The sequence below is a fragment of the Streptomyces sp. NPDC048389 genome (assembly GCF_040706335.1).
Classification (GTDB): domain Bacteria; phylum Actinomycetota; class Actinomycetes; order Streptomycetales; family Streptomycetaceae; genus Streptomyces.
Map to the genome: position 1 here is coordinate 33,388 of NZ_JBEZKP010000033.1, position 14,654 is coordinate 48,041.

Consider the following 14,654-nt stretch of genomic DNA (forward strand, 5'->3'; position numbering starts at 1 on the left):
AACCTCGCTACGCGGTGAGGTCCGACCGGCGCACCCCGGCCGGACCCTCACCGCTGGTCTGCTGACGGCTCGCGCCTGCCCGGCGGTCAGGCTGCCGCAGGGGCGCCGAGCATCGCGGAAGCCTGCTGCATCGGGGTGCGAACCCTCGTGAGCGCGGCGGCCTGGGGAAGTTCGCGGCAGGTGAAGCCGAGCTGGGTCATGGCCCGCAGGACCTCACCGGCACTGAAGTCACGGCGGTCCTGGCGAGTGACGACTTGGCCGACCTGTTTGACGGGGTAGGTGCGTCGGCCGATGATCACGGACTCGCCGGAAGCCTGCTCGGGCTTGACGCCCTTCATCGATTCCAGGACTCCGCTCCTGGTGAGGTCGAACGGAAAGCGGGCGATGACACAGCGCATAATGCCTCACAGGGAGAGGAACGAAGAGGGAGTGGTTCTGCCGCGGATGTGACGGCTCAGCGGGCGAGGGCGAGGACGCCCAAGGCACTGCCGTGTTCGTCGACCACGGGCAGGGCATCAACCTGGCTGTAGCGCATCATGTGCCCGGCTTCGGCCATGGTGGTCACCGGCGAGGTGAACGGCCCGCGGTCGCCGAGGATGTCCCGCAGCTGGACCCTGTCCGAGTACGCGGAGCCGTCACGGGCTGCTGTGAGCTGAGCCTGGGTGACCAGTCCGATACACAGTCCGCTGTCGTCGCAGACAAGCAGACGCCAGGTACGGGCACTGGCCATGACGGACAGGGCCACCTCGACGGTCATGCCGTCACAGACCTGCGGTCCGGCGGTGTCCATGACGTCGGCCACCGTGCTGTGTACGGCAGGGGCATTCGTCGAGCGGGGCTGCATCTGAACCAGCGTCAAAAGGTGCCTCCTGCATGAGTGGGTCAGCTTCCGGATCACGAAGTTCTCAGGCCGCCGCGTCGAAGGCTGACTGCCGCGCGGTCACGCGCCGGGCCGCCGAGGCGGGGCTGCGCCGGCCGCGTGAGGACACGCTGCGCTGACGCCGCTCGACCACCGGCGCTGTGATCGTCACCGGAATACCGGAGGGAGTCTGGGCGCCGGTGATCCGGCCGAGTGCCTCCTCGCCGGAGCGGACCTGGGTGGTCTGGGGCACGATGCCGGCGGCGGTCATGAGGCGGGTCATGTCGCGGCGCTGGTTGGGGGTGACCAGGGTGACGACACTGCCGGACTCCCCTGCCCGCGCGGTACGGCCGCCGCGGTGGAGGTAGTCCTTGTGGTCGGTCGGCGGGTCGACGTTGACGACGAGGTCGAGGTTGTCGACGTGGATGCCACGGGCGGCGACGTTCGTGGCCACGAGCACGGTGACATGCCCGGTCTTGAACTGAGTCAGAGTCCGGGTGCGCTGTGACTGCGCCTTCCCGCCGTGCAGGGCGGCGGCCCGCACCCCGCTGGCCAGCAGGTGGTCGGTGAGCTTGTCCACGGCCCGCTTGGTGTCCAGGAACATGATCACCCGGCCTTCGCGTGCCGCGATCTGCGTCGTCGTGCGGTGCTTGTCGGTGCCGTGGACGTGCAGCACGTGATGTTCCATCGTCGTGACCGCGCCTGCGGACGGGTCGACGGAGTGGACGACCGGGTCGGTGAGGTAACGGCGGACCAGGCGGTCGACGTTGCGGTCCAGGGTCGCGGAGAACAGCATCCGCTGGCCCTCGGGGCGGACCTGGTCCAAAAGCGCTGTGACCTGGGGCATGAAGCCCATGTCGGCCATCTGGTCGGCCTCGTCCAGGACAGTGATCGCGACCTGGTTCAGCCGGCAGTCACCACGGTCGATGAGGTCCTTGAGCCGACCCGGCGTCGCAACGACGACCTCGGCGCCACCACGCAGCGCGTTGGCCTGCCTCCCGATCGACATTCCGCCGACAACGGTGGCCAGGCGCAGCCTCACCGAGCGGGCATAGGGGGTAAGCGCGTCGGTCACCTGCTGGGCCAGCTCACGCGTCGGCACAAGGACCAGGGCCAGCGGCTGGCGGGGCTCGGCGCGCTGACCGGCGGTGCGGGCCAACAGCGCCAGGCCGAAAGCGAGAGTCTTGCCGGAGCCGGTGCGCCCGCGCCCCAGGGCATCACGGCCCGCCAGGGTGTTGGGCAGGGTCGCACCCTGAATCGGGAACGGAACGCTCACACCCTGCGCGGTCAGCGCCGCCAGCAGCTGCCCCGGCATGTCGAGGTCGGCGAACGCCTCGACCGCGGGAAGCGCAGGAGTGACCGTCTTCGGCAGGGCGAACTCCCCCTGCACCGCCGCGGGCCGCCGACCATGTCCGCTCGACCGGCTCGGACCCCCTGAACGGCTCGGGGCGGACGAGCCGAGCCGTGCGCCCCGCCGCGAACCAGCGTCGGAGCCGAAAGCGAGAGAGTCGGTCCGGTTGCGGCTGGAGGAACGACTGTTCGTACGTGTGGGGTTCATCGAGAACCTTCCTTGATAGCGGCACGTACCAAGGAATTCCCGCAACGGAAAAACAGTGCAGGGAATCACAAGAAACGGACCGAATGGAATGCGAAAAGAATCTGGTGTGCAGTGAATCAGGTTCGGCACGAAGGCGATGAAATGAGCGAGTCACACGGGATGCGAAATCCCGGAAGTCGACCGGTTTCAGCTCCGAAGAAGCACGGACCCCTGGATAAGGAATACAGGCGATGCCCAGGGGAGACCACTGCGGGAAATGTCCGTAGCTGGGGCCCGCACCCCGAGGGATGCGGGCCCCAGCTGCGAAGTACACGACAGCGTCAGGCCGGAACGATGTTCTCGGCCATCGGGCCCTTCTGGCCCGGCGCAATGTCGAAGATGACCTTCTGACCTTCGAGCAGCTCACGGAAGCCCTGGGCAGCAATGTTCGAGAAGTGGGCGAACACGTCAGCGCCGCCACCATCCTGCTCGATGAAGCCGAAACCCTTGGCCGCGTTGAACCACTTCACAGTGCCTGATGCCACGTCATGTCTCCTTTGGGGCAGTACGCCGGGATCCCCGATGCCAGGTATCCGGGTCGCCGCGATGATGCCCCGACCGGAAAATGACCGGCAATAAAAGCGCTTCCAGTGGCCGACAATTCCGGCGAAGGCGCTTGAAGTCTTGGGAACCACAACTGCAACTGGGATCGACAGTAGCATGCCGTAACGGCCCGGGCACGGTAAATAACTTCGCTCTGTTGGTTGCGGTACAAACACTCCCCGCATGGCACGTTGAACTCTGACCTCACGGTCATAGATATTGCCCCACCCCGAACGCACGGTTTCGTGAAGAGCGGTCGCGGTACGGCTGGGAGAGCACAATTTCCCGGTGGCATCCTCCTGCCGGCCGGCGCCGCAGACCGTCGAGGTGCGACTCGGCCACGAGGAGACGGAGGCGCTGCTGCACCGCCTGCCGTCGGTGTACCACACGCAGATCAACGACGTGCTGGTCACCGCGCTCGGCCGCACCCTGGCCGACTGGACGGGAGCCGACCGTCTGGTCCTGGGCCTGGAGGGACACGGTCGGGAGGAGCTGTTTGAGGAACTGGACCTGTCCCGCACGGGGCTGGTACACCACCCACTTCCCGGTCGCCCTCACGCTGCCAGCCGGGCACGGCTGGGCCGAGCCGGTCAAGTCCGTCAAGGAGCAGCTACGGGCCGTGCCGGGCCGCGGCCTCGGCTACGACGCGCTGCGCTTCCTGTCCGCGCCGGGCACGCCCGGTCACGCGCTGCGCGCGGACCGGCTCCCGCCCATCAGTTTCAACTACCTCGGCCAGTGGGGCGGCACGACCGCGCGGGACGGGCTGGTCCGCGACCGCCTGCCCGCCCTCGGCCACGACCACGCGCCGGACGAGCCCCGCCCGTACCTCCTCGACGTCGTCGGCATGGTCGAGGACGGCCGCCTCGGCTTCACGTGGATCTTCTCCGGTGAGGTCTTCGACCGGTCGACGGTGGAGCGCGTGGCTGGCGAGCACGTGGCGGCGCTGCGGGCCCTGGTGGACCACTGCCAGGACCCGGCGGCCGGCGGCGCGACGCCCTCCGACTTCCCGCTCGCCGGGCTCGACCAAGCGGCCGTGGACCGGATCGCCGGCGACGGCCGGGACGTCGAGGACATCTTCCCGCTCACGCCCATGCAGAGCGGCATGTTGTTCCACACCCTCGCCGAGCCCGGTTCGGGCGCCTACTTCGAGCAGATGAGCTTCGTCCTCGACGGTGTGACCCGGCCCGGTCTGCTGGAGCGGGCCTGGCAGCACGTCACCGACCACCTGGAGATCCTGCGCGGCGCCGTCGTGTGGGAGGGCGTGGACCGCCCGCTGCTGGTCGTGCGCCGGCACGTCGAGACAACGGTCATCCACCTCGACTGGCGCGGCCTGAGCGCCGACGAGCAGGCCCGTGCGCTGGAGCTCCACCTGGCGGATGACCGGGAGCGCGGTATCGACCTGTCGGCCGCCCCGATGACGCGCATCGTCATCGCCCGTGCGTCCGACACGTCCGTACGGGTGGTGCGCACCTCCCACCACGTGCTGCTGGACGGCTGGAGCACCTTCCAGATGCTCGACGAGCTGACCACGGCGTACCGGGCGCTGGCCGCCGGCGAGGAACCGGTGCTGCCCGCGCGGCGCCCGTTCAGCGCGTACGTGGAGTGGCTGGAGCGCCAGGACCTGTCGGAGGCGGAGGCGTGCTGGCGGGAGCTACTGGACGGGTTCGACGAGCCCACCGCGCTGCCGTACGACCGCCGTCCCACCGCCAGCCACCGCGCGCAGTCCACGGCGCGGCTGGTGACGCGGCTCTCCCCCGACGCCTCGCGACGCCTGTACGCGTTCGCCCGGGCCCACCGGCTGACCGTCAACGCGGTGGTGCAGGGCGCCTGGGCGCTGCTGCTGCCCCGGTACGCCGGTGAAAGGGACGTCGTGTTCGGCGCCACCGTCTCGGGCCGCCCGGCGGACCTGCCGGGTGTCGACTCAATGGTGGGCATGCTCATCAACACCCTGCCGGTGCGGGTGACCGTCGACGGCGACGCCCCGGTCTCTGAGTGGCTGGCCCGCGTGCAGGAGGCCCAGGTCGAGGCGCGCCAGTACGAGTATGTGCCGCTGTCGCGCCTCCAGGGCTGGAGCGGCGTCGAGCGCGGTACGAACCTCTTCGAGAGTCTGGTGGCGTTCGAGAACTTTCCCGTGGACGGTGACAGCGGCCACTCCGACGGCGGCGTGCGGCTCCACGGCCTGGAGGGTGCCGACGTCACCAACTTCCCGCTGAACCTCGTCGCCTACGCGGGTGACGAGCTGGCGTACGCCCTGGCCTACGACCCCGAGCTGTTCGACGCGGCCACGGTCGAGCGGATGGCCGGCCACCTGGACGCCCTGCTCACCGGCATGGCAGCCGAGCCTTCCCGGCCGGTTTCCGCGCTGCCGGTGCTGGCCCCGGGTGAGCGGGAGCGGCTGGTGCACGATTGGGCGGTCACGCCCGGGGTCACCGCGTGGGAGGGCACGATCCACGAGCGGGTCGCCGCGCGCGCCGCGACCACGCCGGACGCGCCGGCCGTGACCTGCGCGGGCGAGTCCCTGACCTACCACGAACTCGACGAGGCCGCGAACCGCCTGGCCCACCACCTGGTGTCCCTGGGCGCCGGCCCCGGCCGACTGGTCGCCCTCTCCATCGAACGCGGCACCCAGATGGCCGTCGGACTCCTCGGCATCCTCAAGTCCGGCTCCGCCTACGTACCGCTCGACCCGGCATACCCCGCCGACCGCCTCGCCTACATGCTGGAGGACTCCGGCGCCACAGTCCTCGTCACCCACCGAGGACTGAGCACCGGGCTGCCGGTCAGTGACGTACGGGTCGTCGATCTGGACGCCGAGCACGAGGCCATCGCCGCTCGGCCGGTCACGGCACCGGCGACGGGCGTGTCCGCGACCGACCTGGCGTACGTCATTGAGGGGCCCCGCACCACTCCTCCGGCCGGCATGGCGCCGGGCACGCGGGTCCCGGCCCTCACGTCGTCGTGCGTCAGGAAGCGGGGAACCAGGCCGAGAGGCGCTTGGCGATGATCGGGACATCGATGTTGTCCTGCGCGACGTCCTCGACGAACGGTCCGGCCATGGAGACGGGCGGCGGGGCAATACCGGCGCTGACGCCGTTGAGCCGCAGGAAGACGCGCATGGCGAGCCAGGCGGTGCGCTTGTTGCCATCGATCAGCGCGTGATTTCGGGCAACAGAGTGCAGCAGTGCCGCCGCCTTCTCGTGCAGCGTGGGATACAGCTCGGCCCCGAACACGTTGGTCCGGGGCCGTTCGATCGCTGACACCAAAAGCCCCATGTCCCGCACGCTGTGCTCGGTACCATTGACCGCGCGGGCGATGGCCAGGATCTCGTCGATCTGGATGTAGCGCACCTCGGTCACTTCAGGTAGTCCAGGATCTCCGCATCGCTGTCCATGAGTTCGGCCAGGACGTCATCGACTTTCAGCTCGGCCCGATTCTGGGCGTCCCGGATGGCCTCGATGGCGAGTTCCTGCTTGCTGCGGCGCTCGCGGCGAGCACGCTCGGTGAGCTTTGCGTCGAGGTCGTCGGGGAGTCGGAGTGTCATCGCCATACAGCTATGATACCGGACTGGTATCTGGTCGGCGAGGTGATACTGGCCACTCGGGGCCTCGGGCGCCGGCACTCGGTGGCCGGACGGGCCACGCTCTCGGTTCCGGCCCTTCTCCCCCCAGGTACGGCCGGTGACCTGGTCGGAGCGGACGCCGACCTGATCGGCGAAGAGGATCTCACCGCCCTCCTTCTTCGCCTTCGCCCAAATCTTCGACCAGACCTCTGGGTGCCGGCGCCGAACGAAGCCGGCGAAGGAGGCGTAGTGGTGACGGCGGAGCCGAGAGCCGGCCCCTGCGGCGGCATCGCGGTCAAGGATGGCACCACCGCCTGCGTCCGCCTGAGGGCTGACTCTCTGGGCGGATGCTGTGCCGCCGCCGGCCGTGCTCGCCTGCCACCTTCCCGAACGAGAACCGTCAGCGGAGAGGAAAGCCATGGTCGACATGGGAGGCCGGGTCCTTCGGGAAGCCGCCCTCCAACCGAAATGTCCCATCGGTCAGGAGGGCGGCCTTCTGCTACTGATAGTGCGTCAGCTCATACGTTGGACGTGCGTCCGCTCCGGCGTCCGGGTCAGGACGGGTCGCCGTACTGGAGGCCGCGTCCGTTGGTGCCGACATACACGCGACCGAAGGTGTCGGGGTCGCCGGTGATGACGCCGACGCCGCCGATGCTGCCCCACTGGTGGGCGTCGTCGTTGACGCGGAGCCAGGTGGCGCCCTTGTCGGTGGAGCGGAAGACGCCGGTGACGTCCTTGACTGTGCCGATCATGTACAGGGCCTGGTGGGAGGCGCCGGGTGCGGCCTTTCCGAAGCCGAGGGCGGAGGCGGACTTCACCGTGGTGAGCGTGGTGAAGGCGCGGCCGCCGTCGGTGGAGTGCAGCAGCCCCTTGGTGCTGCTGGCGATCCACAGGTCTCCCGCGACGCCGGGGACGGCCGTGAGCCGGCCATCGGCGGGAAGGTCGTTGGCACGGGCGGTGAAGGTCGCTCCGCCGTCGGTGCTGGCGTAGAGCGTGCCGCCGGCCAGCGAGTAGAAGGTCCTGGCCGAGGAGCGGTCGGCGACGACCACGGCGCCGGTGCCCAGGCCGCTGACCTTCGTCCAGCTCGTCCCCTTGTCGGTCGAGCGGTACGGGGCCTGGCCGGCCTGGGTCCAGACGATGGTGGAGCCGTCCGCCGAGAGCGCGACACGCCCGTCCTGGGCGCCTGTCACCGGCTCTGCCTTGAAGCCGTTCCAGCTGATGCCGCCGTCGGTGGAGTAAGCGCCGTCCTGCGCGCCGCCACGGCCGACACGGACCATCACCGAGGGCTTGGACTGGGCGAAGTCGATGTCGGTGCTGTTGGTCATCATCGGGTTGCTCAGCCGCCCGGAGGGCACCTTGGTCAGGTCGTCGTGGCGGAATCCGCCTTGGTCGCCCATGGCGGTGATGACGGTGGCACCGCCGGGCGGGGCGATGGCGTCCATCAGCGCGGTCTCCTCCAGCCCTCGGGCGCCCACGGTCCAGTGGCTGGTGCCGCCGCTGTCGGTGGCGTCGGCGTCCTTGCTGCGCCAGATGCCGTTGCCGGTGCCGTACAGCACATGACCGGAGTCGAAGGGGTCGATGGCCAGGGCCGTCATCCAGTGCCCGGTGTGGGTGCCGATGTACGGAGCGGCGGAGGCGTTGCGCACGGACTTGTCAGCCAGGGCCTCCCAGGTCGTGCCGCCGTCGGTGGTGCGGTAGATCTCGTCCTCGGGCCACCAGCGGCCGAGGGTGGTGACCATCACCGTGGAGGGCCTGCGCGGGTCGACGGCCAGGCCGGAGAACCCGTATCCGCCCCGCGAGGGGGAGATGTTCTTCCACGTCCCGCCCCGCGGCGTGTACTTCCACACCGAGCCCGCCGTCACGCCGTTGGGTCCGAGGGCGTTGGTGTACGTCAGGTACAGCGAGCCGTCACCGGAGACCACGCCGTGCTGCGGCAGCTGGCCGGTGGGCTGCCCGGGGACGGCCTGCCAGGTGCCGCCGCCGTCGGTGGAGCGGTAGAGGGAGGTGGACTTGTCCGCGACGCCGACGTAGATCGTCCTGCTGCCGGCCGGGCCGTATGTCACGAAGGAGACGCCCGCGCCGCTGCTCGCCCCGTCCTTGACGGGGAACGAGGAGACCTGCCGCCATGTCGTACCACTGTCCGTGCTGCGCCACAGGCCGTTCTTACGGGTGCCCAGCAGCAGGGTGCGGTTGTCCGAGGGGTCGATCACGAGCCGCTCGCCCGCCCCGCGGCCGTCCTCGTTGCCGCCCAGCTTGAACGGCAGCTCAGTGCGCTGGAAGGTGCGGCCCCGGTCGGTGGAGCGCAGGACGGCACCGTTGCCGGCCCACTCGTTGGTGTAGGTGCCCGCCGCGAGGTAGAGGCGGTTCGGGTCCACGGGGTCGGTGGCCAGCGCGTCGATGCCGAGCAGGTTCCAGTCCTTCTCGCCGAGCCAGTCGGTCAGCGGGATCCACTGCTCGGCACCGGTGTCCCAGCGGTAGGCGCCGCCCATGTCGGTACGCGCGTACAGCAGACCCTTCTCCCGCGGGTTGAACACCAGCCCCGTGACGTAACCGCCGCCCACCACCTGGGCGTTCCGCCATGTGTACGGGCCGGCCGCGGCTGACGGGGCAGCGGCCACCTTCACCAGCTTCCACTGCTGGTTGGTGCTGCCCCTGTCCGGATACTGAATGATCGCCGCGCCCTGGGCCCTGGAGCCTCCGAAGACGTCCAGAACCAGGCCGCTGGCGCGGGAGGTGAAGGTGACGGCGTCGGTACCGCTCACCGTGTCGATCTGCCACTCCTGGGAGGGCGACGAGCTGTCGGTCTGCTGCTCGGCGGCGGCCGACCGGGCGGTCGAGCCGCCGGCTATGCCCAGCACTTTGCCGCTGTTGCGGTTCACCAGCTCGTAGAAGCCGTTCCCGGTGGACCTCAGCCTCCACTGCTGGTTGGCGGTGTTCTGGTCGGTCCACTGCTGGATGCGTGTGCCGTCGGCGGTGGAGAAGGCGTTGACGTCGAGCGCCTTGCCGCTGCGTACGGAGACCAGCCGGTAGTAGGCATTGCCGTCGACCGTCGCGGCCTGCGAGTCGTCCTGCACGAACAGGAGGTACGGCACGACGGTGGCGGGCACACCGAGCAGCAGGGCGGTGGCGGTCCTGCGACGGCGGTGACGTCCGCGGCGCCCGCCGTTCGTGGGGTTGTTCATGGGGGTGTTTCTCCTTGTGCAACCGTGGGTCGGGCTGGTCAGCGCTGCAGGGTGAGGACACCCGGCCGGTACGGCAGCTGGTCGTAGGGTCCGCCCGCCTGCGGGGACTTGCCCTGGTAGAGGAACTGCAGGTTGCAGGGGTCGATGGTCATGGTCTGATCGGGGTTGGTGCGGATCAGATCACCGTGGCTGATGTCGTTGGTCCAGGTGGCACCGCTGTTGGCCTTGCCCGCGAAGGGGTTGCTCTCGCTGGCGGCCTGCGGGGTCCACGAGCCGCTCAGGCTGGTGGCCGTGAAGGAGCGGAAATAGCGCTGCTCATGCGCACCCCGAGCTTCGACGATCATGAGGTACTGGTTCTGGCCCTGGACCTTGTAGACCTGCGGCGCCTCGAACAGGTTCTTCGCCGTGTCGCTCATGACCGTCGTGTACGACGAGCCGAAGCTGCCGGGGAAGTTCCCGATCGGCATGCCGGCTCGGTAGATCTTGCCGTTGTCGCCGGCGAAGAAGAGGTACATGTTCCGTTCGTCGGCGATCAGTGTCTGGTCGATCGGGCCCGTGCCGGAGTCGGTGCGGGGGATGCTGCCGGTGAACAACGGCTGCGGCGCGGACCAGCCGTTGGGGTCGGTGGGGTCGCTCGACGTGCGGTAGCTGAAGGGCGATGCCCCCCACTGGTACGCCAGCACCCAGATCTTCTTGGGCGCGAAGTAGAACAGCGTGGGCGCCACCGCGTTCTGGTTCATCCTGGCCTGCCCGGCTGCCGCCATGTCCGGCCAGTTCGTGAAGGGGCTGAACGCCATCGAGCCGTAGGAGGTGCCCGACGCGCTCGACGCGTAGACCAGGTGCTTGCCGTTGTGCGTCACATGGGTGAAGTCCTTCAGCGCGGCCCACCCGTTCGACGGCTGCGCGAGGGGACCGGTCGAACTCCACTTGTACGTCGACGGAAGAGCACACGTACCGCGGCCCGTCCCGGACGGGGCGATCCACTTCTGGTTGCCGACGGACGCGCAGGCGTACAGCTGGATCCGGGTGCCGTTCGCGGTGGCGGCGCCGACGGCGTCGAGGCACAGCCCGGACTGGACGCCGGTGATCGTGCCGTTGGTGTGGATGTTCCACTGCTGGTTGGCGCCGCCGTTGCAGTCCCAGACGATCACCGAGGTGCCGTTGGTGATGCCCTTGCTCTTGGCGTCCAGGCACTTGTTCCCGTGGACCTTCAACTGCTTTGCAGCGGTGTAGGTCAAGCGCTGGTTCGCCTGTCCGCTGCAGCCCCACAGCTGCGCCTGGGCGCCGTTGGCCGTGGCGGAGCCGGGGATGTCGATACAGCGGCCGGAGGCCACGCCCTTGATCTCCCCGGTACTGTCGGCCGGGTTGACCGGCGGGGTACCTGAGCCGGAGTTGAACGCATGCGTGACGGCGGTGTACGCGGGCTTGGGCTTGCCGTTGCTGTCGAACAGCAGGGGATTCTCGCCGCTGCGCCAGGAGTCGCTGTCACGGACGCCCCACACCGTGATGCCGGTGCACCGTGCCACGGACAGGCAGGCGTTGACCGTGTTCGCGTAGTGGGTGGGTGACGCCTGGGCGATGTCCAGCTCGGTGATCTGGACGTCGACGCCGAGGGCGGCGAAGCCGGCCAGGGTGGTCCTGAAGCTCGCCGGCGGGCCGCCTGCCCCGAAGTGGCTCTGGAAGCCGACGCAGTCGATGGGCACGCCGCGGGACTTGAAGTCCTTGACCATCCGGTAGACGCCCTGGGTCTTGGCGTCCGACCAGTTCTCGATGTTGTAGTCGTTGTAGCAGAGCTTGGACGAGGAGTCGGCCACCCGGGCGGTGCGGAACGCTTCCTCGATGAAGGCGTTGCCGAGCACCTTCTGGAAGACCGAGTCGCGGAGTTGGCCGCTGCCGCCGTCGGCGAAAGCCTCGTTGACGACGTCCCAGGCATAGATCTTGCCCTTGTAGCGGGTCATCTGGGTGGTGATGTGGTGGTTCATCACGCTGCGCAGCGTGCCCGCGTCGCGGATGGCGCTGACCCAGGAGGGGAGCTGCGAGTGCCAGACCGTGGTGTGGCCGCGCAGGCGCTGGCCGCGTGCCAGGGCACGGTCGACGATCCGGTCCGCGGGGCCGAACTGGAAGTTGCCGCGGGACGGTTCGATGGCGTCCCACTTCATCTCGTTCTCCGGGGTGATCATGTTGAACTCCCGGTCCGCGATCGCGGTGTACGTCGGGTCGCCGAGCCTGCCGGCGGCCACGGCGGTGCCGAAGTACCTGCCCGAGGAGGCCGCCTGGGTACCCAGGCCCGCGGCTCCGGCGGAGCTGGGGAGGAACGTCACGACACCGGCCACCAGCGCCGTGGCCGACAGTCCTGTCATCAGTGTCCAGCGACGCCGGCGGAGCCGGTGCAGGCCCTTCATGATTCTCCTCGGGGGTTGCGGGCCATCCCGGGTGCCGTGATCGTGCGGGCGTCGGCCAGGGTGGCCTGATCTGCCGCGAGGTGGGCGCGGTGCGGGACGCGTGGCCGTTCCTGCGCACCGGTCGCACCGGGTTCGTCGGTGTGTCGGGTCATGGGAGTGACTTTCTTCAGGGGACAGGTCAATGGGGGAAGCCGGGAAACCCGCCACGCCAGCACGTCAAGGTGAGCGGCGGGAAGGGAACCCCTGAAGTGGAGGCTTGAGGACTCGCGGTCTCGTAACGGAAAAGTCGCGCCGTCCGGACGATCGCTCGGTGATGCATCTCGCAGGTGGAAAGCGTTATGCCAGGCCCCGAAATCTGACGTCCCTTGGGGAACGGCGCACCGCACCGCTCATCACTGACGGAATCCGCTCACGGGGAGGCAGCCGTCGACGCCATGAGGATCGGAGCCGGGTTCGGGCGCGGCACCCGGCTCACCACCGGGTGGAGAAGGCGCGGTGCGGGACCGTAGTGCGGGATCACCCGCTGTCACTGAGACGGCCTGATCCCCGCTGAGCGGGGAGCGGTTCTCAGGCCAAGGGCCGGCGCATGATGAAGGAAGCCTGGCCGGCGAAGGCACGAGTGCCGTCGGAGCCGTCGAGCCAGATGCCGCCGTCGCGGTGACGGATGACCGATCCGGGATAGTTGTGCGCGTGCAGGGTCACCGACCCGGCGACCGCCCCGGGGCGCGGACAGAAGGTGGCGTCTTCCCGGAACAGTTCGCTGCCGTCGTCGGTGCTCAGCCGTAGCCGCAGGTACTGGTGGCGGAGATACCGGCCGTCCGCGGCGCGGAAGGTGACGCACCGTGTGTCGGCCAGCCCCCTGACGACCGTGAAGGTGACCCGTTGCCGTGTCCGCTCGCCGCTTGACGCCGAGACCGGACCGAGCGCCGCGAAATCACCGTCATACGTGACGAACAGGCTGGGCTGGTCCACGGACTCCAGCGACTGCGCGCCCAGCGGAACAGTGTCGGTGACGGCGGACGGACCCACCGGGGACGGTGTGGCCGGCGAGGTGGTGGGCGACGGGATCGGCGTGGGAGCAGCGACCGTGGGAGCGGCGCTCGTGGAGGCGGCGACCGTGGGAGCGGCGCTAACGCCGGGCACCCGAGGCGCCTGTTCGGGCCATACCGCGTAGGTGGCGGTCCCGACGACGAGCACCGCGCCGGTGGCGAGGCTGAGCATCGGATGGGCGGTCACCGCGTGGAGTTTGCCGAGCAGCGAGCCGTGCAGACCGCCTCCCCCTGTCGCCGCGCCGGCGGCGACGTGTGCCGTGGCCAGCCCGGCGGCGCTCGCGGCCGTACCCGACAGCAGGCCCTTGGCGGCCAGCGCGGCGACGAGTGCGGCCGGGACGGCCAGCGGTGTGAGGCTGAGGAGCAGCAGTTCGGCCGGAACCCGTTCTGTCGTCGTCGACGTACAGATGGGGCAGTCGCGGGTGTGCCGCGCGATCCGCTTGCGCCACACGGATGTACGCAGACCGTCCCAGCCGACGACGGTCTCGTTCAGCCCCGGACAGCGCGGGTCCGCCTCCAGCGCGGCGACGATCGTCCGGCTCAGTTCCAATTGCTCGCGCATGCGCTGCAGGCGGACTCCGGCGTGGGCGACACTGAGCCCCATCGCGTCGGCGATGTCCTGGCGGCTCAGCAAGCCGGCGCATTCCTGCCACCACAGCGACAGCAGCACCCGATGATCCGGGTCGAGCCACCGGCCGGCTTCGACCGCATGACGGCGTTCGTCCGACATGTGCAGACGCAGGATCGTCACATCCTCGAGCGCGCCGCCGACGTTCGGTACCCGGAGCGCCTCGTCGATGACCGTGGTCCTGTCGGCGAGAGTGCGCTGCCGGTGCCAGTGGGTATTGATCTGGCGGAGCGTGATGGACACCAGCCAGGACCGGAAGCTTTCCGGGGCACGCAGGGCCGGCAGGTCGCGCACCACGCGCAGCAGGGTCTCCTGGACGACGTCGTCGACGTCGGCATGTCCGCTCAGCGCTCGCCCAACGATGTTGTAGAGCAACGGCAGGTACGCGGCGATCAGCTTCTCGCGCGCGCGATCGTCACCGGCCTGCGCCGCGACAACCAGCTCCGCGTGATCCGCGTCCATGAGCCCCATTCCCACCTCTTCAGGAGAGCGATCCGCCGAGTACGGCGCCATACCTTAGCGTCGGCGAAGGCATGCGGCCCAAGCCTGGCCGAAGTACGGCGGCAGCGCGGCCTGCCGCCGCCGTCAACGGCGCTCCGGCCGAGCTCCCTTCGAGCTCAGGCAAGACCAGCCCTCAGGAGCGCGCCTCGCAGCACCCGCACCATGCACGATCGACGTCCGCCCGATGCCTCGCCCGGCGTCACGGAACGTCACTACTGAAAGGCGAACCAGGAGGTCGGCCACCGACTCACCAGCCGGCCTCCTCACCCCTTCAAAGGGCCCACCGCCACCCGGCTGTGGGCTCCTCCGTCTGCAGCAGAACCACGCACGACGA

Annotated in this window: 11 protein-coding genes and 2 pseudogenes; 2 read left to right on the plus strand and 11 right to left on the minus strand. The window is 69.4% G+C overall.

The genetic code is table 11. The features are described 5' to 3' along the window. Nucleotides 1-86 precede the first annotated feature (86 nt). The 4 genes from AB0903_RS21955 to AB0903_RS21970 all read right to left on the minus strand — a co-directional run bounded on the left by AB0903_RS21955 (nucleotide 87) and on the right by AB0903_RS21970 (nucleotide 2,941). Nucleotides 87-398, minus strand: coding sequence for an SCO5918 family protein (locus AB0903_RS21955; RefSeq protein ID WP_366705238.1), 312 nt, complete (start codon nucleotides 396-398; stop codon nucleotides 87-89). A 56-nt stretch (nucleotides 399-454) separates the two neighbouring features. Further along, the gene (locus AB0903_RS21960; protein ID WP_366705240.1) at nucleotides 455-859 is read right to left on the minus strand and encodes a CBS domain-containing protein; all 405 of its coding nucleotides are present in this window, start codon (nucleotides 857-859) and stop codon (nucleotides 455-457) included. Nucleotides 860-905: 46 nt separating this feature from the next. Next, a complete protein-coding gene (locus AB0903_RS21965) occupies nucleotides 906-2,417 on the minus strand; it encodes a DEAD/DEAH box helicase (protein WP_366705242.1) in 1,512 nt (503 codons plus the stop codon). A gap of 320 nt (nucleotides 2,418-2,737) precedes the next feature. Then, complete coding sequence (locus AB0903_RS21970; protein ID WP_214981215.1) at nucleotides 2,738-2,941, minus strand: cold-shock protein; 204 nt, start codon at nucleotides 2,939-2,941, stop codon at nucleotides 2,738-2,740. A 385-nt stretch (nucleotides 2,942-3,326) separates the two neighbouring features. Between AB0903_RS21970 and AB0903_RS21975 the strand changes: the two are divergent. Together AB0903_RS21975 and AB0903_RS21980 are read left to right on the plus strand one after the other, a co-directional pair. Further along, nucleotides 3,327-3,461: pseudogene (locus AB0903_RS21975) on the plus strand (hypothetical protein); the annotation flags it as partial. A gap of 34 nt (nucleotides 3,462-3,495) precedes the next feature. After that, nucleotides 3,496-6,003 (plus strand): condensation domain-containing protein, encoded by a 2,508-nt coding sequence (locus tag AB0903_RS21980; protein WP_366705244.1) that lies wholly within the window; start codon nucleotides 3,496-3,498, stop codon nucleotides 6,001-6,003. Here AB0903_RS21980 and AB0903_RS21985 read toward each other — a convergent pair. From AB0903_RS21985 to AB0903_RS22015, 7 genes and pseudogenes are all read right to left on the minus strand, one after another. Continuing rightward, the gene (locus AB0903_RS21985; protein ID WP_366705246.1) at nucleotides 5,963-6,355 is read right to left on the minus strand and encodes a type II toxin-antitoxin system death-on-curing family toxin; all 393 of its coding nucleotides are present in this window, start codon (nucleotides 6,353-6,355) and stop codon (nucleotides 5,963-5,965) included. The two genes, AB0903_RS21980 and AB0903_RS21985, sit on opposite strands and share 41 nt — an antisense overlap. Beyond that, nucleotides 6,352-6,546: a ribbon-helix-helix protein, CopG family gene (locus AB0903_RS21990; protein WP_147995503.1), complete on the minus strand. Its 195-nt coding sequence runs from the start codon at nucleotides 6,544-6,546 to the stop codon at nucleotides 6,352-6,354. Before AB0903_RS21990 ends, AB0903_RS21985 begins: the two co-directional genes overlap by 4 nt. A 105-nt stretch (nucleotides 6,547-6,651) precedes the next feature. Beyond that, nucleotides 6,652-6,753, minus strand: a pseudogene (locus AB0903_RS21995) (IS630 family transposase); the annotation flags it as partial. Nucleotides 6,754-7,112: 359 nt separating this feature from the next. Continuing rightward, nucleotides 7,113-9,740 carry an RICIN domain-containing protein gene (locus AB0903_RS22000; protein ID WP_366705248.1) on the minus strand — a complete coding sequence of 876 codons (2,628 nt, stop codon included), beginning with the start codon at nucleotides 9,738-9,740 and terminating at the stop codon, nucleotides 7,113-7,115. A 38-nt stretch (nucleotides 9,741-9,778) separates the two neighbouring features. After that, nucleotides 9,779-12,142, minus strand: a complete 2,364-nt coding sequence (locus AB0903_RS22005) for a non-reducing end alpha-L-arabinofuranosidase family hydrolase (RefSeq protein ID WP_366705249.1) — start codon at nucleotides 12,140-12,142, stop codon at nucleotides 9,779-9,781. After that, nucleotides 12,139-12,294 (minus strand): hypothetical protein, encoded by a 156-nt coding sequence (locus AB0903_RS22010; protein WP_366705250.1) that lies wholly within the window; start codon nucleotides 12,292-12,294, stop codon nucleotides 12,139-12,141. The genes AB0903_RS22005 and AB0903_RS22010 overlap by 4 nt, the downstream gene beginning before the upstream one ends. A gap of 415 nt (nucleotides 12,295-12,709) precedes the next feature. Next, complete coding sequence (locus AB0903_RS22015; RefSeq protein WP_366705252.1) at nucleotides 12,710-14,281, minus strand: sigma-70 family RNA polymerase sigma factor; 1,572 nt, start codon at nucleotides 14,279-14,281, stop codon at nucleotides 12,710-12,712. Nucleotides 14,282-14,654: the final 373 nt, after the last annotated feature.

Bases quoted from the DNA above. Each gene is read 5' to 3' on its own strand.
- AB0903_RS22000 (WP_366705248.1), bottom strand. From the start codon at position 9,740: ATGAACAACCCCACGAACGGCGGGCGCCGCGGACGTCACCGCCGTCGC.
- AB0903_RS22015 (WP_366705252.1), bottom strand. From the start codon at position 14,281: ATGGACGCGGATCACGCGGAGCTGGTTGTCGCGGCGCAGGCCGGTGAC.
- AB0903_RS21955 (WP_366705238.1), bottom strand. From the start codon at position 398: ATGCGCTGTGTCATCGCCCGCTTTCCGTTCGACCTCACCAGGAGCGGA.
- AB0903_RS21965 (WP_366705242.1), bottom strand. From the start codon at position 2,417: ATGAACCCCACACGTACGAACAGTCGTTCCTCCAGCCGCAACCGGACC.
- AB0903_RS21990 (WP_147995503.1), bottom strand. From the start codon at position 6,546: ATGGCGATGACACTCCGACTCCCCGACGACCTCGACGCAAAGCTCACC.
- AB0903_RS22010 (WP_366705250.1), bottom strand. From the start codon at position 12,294: ATGACCCGACACACCGACGAACCCGGTGCGACCGGTGCGCAGGAACGG.
- AB0903_RS22005 (WP_366705249.1), bottom strand. From the start codon at position 12,142: ATGAAGGGCCTGCACCGGCTCCGCCGGCGTCGCTGGACACTGATGACA.